Source organism: Streptomyces sp. NPDC127098, assembly GCF_042722465.1.
Taxonomy (GTDB): domain Bacteria; phylum Actinomycetota; class Actinomycetes; order Streptomycetales; family Streptomycetaceae; genus Streptomyces; species Streptomyces millisiae.
This window is the reverse complement of sequence record NZ_JBHXFJ010000145.1, coordinates 1-2,086: the sequence shown is the minus strand read 5'-3', so window position 1 is coordinate 2,086 and position 2,086 is coordinate 1. Positions and strand designations below refer to the sequence as shown.

Annotated in this window: 2 protein-coding genes; one reads left to right on the top strand and one right to left on the bottom strand. The window is 66.8% G+C overall.

Annotation, left to right across the window (positions count from 1 at the left end; translation table 11 throughout):
• Positions 1 to 153: 153 nt before the first annotated feature.
• The gene (locus tag ACFWI8_RS36230; RefSeq protein ID WP_387100513.1) at positions 154 to 594 is read right to left on the bottom strand and encodes a VOC family protein; all 441 of its coding nucleotides are present in this window, start codon (positions 592 to 594) and stop codon (positions 154 to 156) included.
• A 987-nt stretch (positions 595 to 1,581) separates the two neighbouring features.
• Here ACFWI8_RS36230 and ACFWI8_RS36225 point away from each other — a divergent pair.
• Positions 1,582 to 1,800, top strand: coding sequence for a hypothetical protein (locus tag ACFWI8_RS36225; protein WP_387100511.1), 219 nt, complete (start codon positions 1,582 to 1,584; stop codon positions 1,798 to 1,800).
• The last annotated feature ends 286 nt before the right edge of the window (positions 1,801 to 2,086 follow it).

Here is a 2,086-nt window from a genome sequence, read left to right as displayed (position 1 = left end):
CCGCCAGAGCACCGAAACCCAATCGACCCGGACCCGGACGGCCACCCGGCACCCCGAACAGACGCCGGGCACCCCGCTACGACGTGGGCAAAACCCGTCCGCCGCGAGAAGACCCTTACCGCCCTACAACGGCCGAAAGGATAAAGAACAAGCTCAGCGCAGTTGCTCGGCCAGTCCGACGATGACGCCCTCCGGGCCGCGGAGATAGCAGAGCAGATAGCTGTCCTCGAACCGGGCGATCTCGCCGACGAGTTCGGCGCCATGGCGGCGGAGGCGGACAACAGTGTCCTCGATGTCGTCGACGGCGAACATGACGCGGTGCGTGCCCAGAATGTTGTGCGGCCGGTTGCGCGGCCCGGCGCTGATCGCCGCAGGGCTGCGGTACTTCGCCAGCTCGATCCGGCTGTGGCCGTCCGGAGTCCTGAGCATCGCGATGTCACAGCGGACGCCGTCGAGGCCGGTGCACTGGTCGGCGAAGAGGCCCTGAACCTCCCCCCTGCCCTCCAGCTCCATCCCGAGTTCCACGAAGAACGCGATCGCGGCATCCATGTCCTCGACGACGATGCCGACGTTATCCATCCGCTGAATCGCCATGCGGCCTTCTCCTTCTTCCTCGTGCGGCCGGTGGTCGTTGATGTCCCAGGGACGGAACCGGTGGCACGTTCTCGACATCCGCAGACCGCCGCACTCCGAGAACTGGAATCGTGCCTCAGCGCCGCCACCGTAGACCCACCGGCTCAAGCGTCACCGCCCAGGGTGAGCGCGGCTCAGACCGCCGTTCCCGGGAAGACGATCAGCCGCGGCGTGCCGGCATCAGCAAATGGGTCATGGACCTCACTGAAGCCTAGCCGCGTTGCCGTCCGAGCTGTACACGCCCAGGGCGGTCGTACCTGTATGCCTTAGAGCCCCGCCTCTAGTTGTTGTCCCACCAGGGTGCGGCCAAAGGGAATCTGGCGGACCTCGCCGCAGAACGCACGTGGTGATTTCGGCGCCCTGGAGGCCCGACCTTTCGTACGCGCGGAACCATCCGCGGCCTGCTCTCCGGCGGTGAGGTCCCGTGGATGCGCCGCCCCGGGTAGGGCGACCAGCACTGTCGCCGAGTTCTGGAGGACGGTGTCCTACGGGCTGGACAGTCGTTGAAGATGGTATGACGTCCCGCTCGCTTCTCATGCTGACCTTGGTGTGCATGACCGCGGCAGGGTGCGTTACCACGAGCCCACGCTCTTCCGATACTCCTCCGGGCGAGCCCCGCCCGCATGCCGAGATGTCCCTGCTTCCCTTGACCGAGCCGACCCAACCACCCCTGGTAGAAGGGCTGACGCCGGCTACGCCCACCGCCGAACCGGAACAGCCACCCTCACGGAACCGAACGGCACCCAGACCACAGCCGAGCCCCAGGGCCCCGCTCCCCGCCGCTCCCCATCCCTCTTCGACGGAAGCCGAGCGCCGCCCCGAACCACCGTGGCGGCCTCACCCTTCCGAACGACCCGATTCCATGTGCGAAGCCGACGCCATCCCAGCCGACGTGCGGTCGATGTGCCGCCAGATCCCACTCTGAACCAGCCCACTCTGGGAGCGTTGGTGGCCTACGCGCACCTGGAGTCACTGATCGCCCGGCCCTGCGGCTATCTGAGCAATCCCCTCATCACCCGACAGCTGCACCACGCCGCCGACCAGTCGGTACGCCATCCCGACTACCGGCCCGGACCGCACTGGGTAAAGGACATCTGGAAAGTAGTGGGCAACAACCCAGCCCGCGCCTACCGTCGAGCACGTCACCGCAGCGGCGTCTGGTGGTAGGGCCCGCGCCACGGCACGCGCGAGCCGAGTGCTTCTCGAAGTACCAGTCCGACGTGGGTTGTCGGCCGGTGTCGCATGGTGAGGCCGACCTGCGACATCAGCTTCGATGAGGTGTAGTTCCGCACGGCTGGGGCGAACTTGCGGCAGGTCGCAGCTCGCCCCAGCCGGTGAACAGCGTCTTGATCTCCGGCTAGGACTTGTCCTGCTGATCATGTGCGGAGCCAGATGACGAGGGTTGCGGCGGTCGTGGTTCCTGGGAAGATGTAGCCGCGTTTGTCGTAGCGGG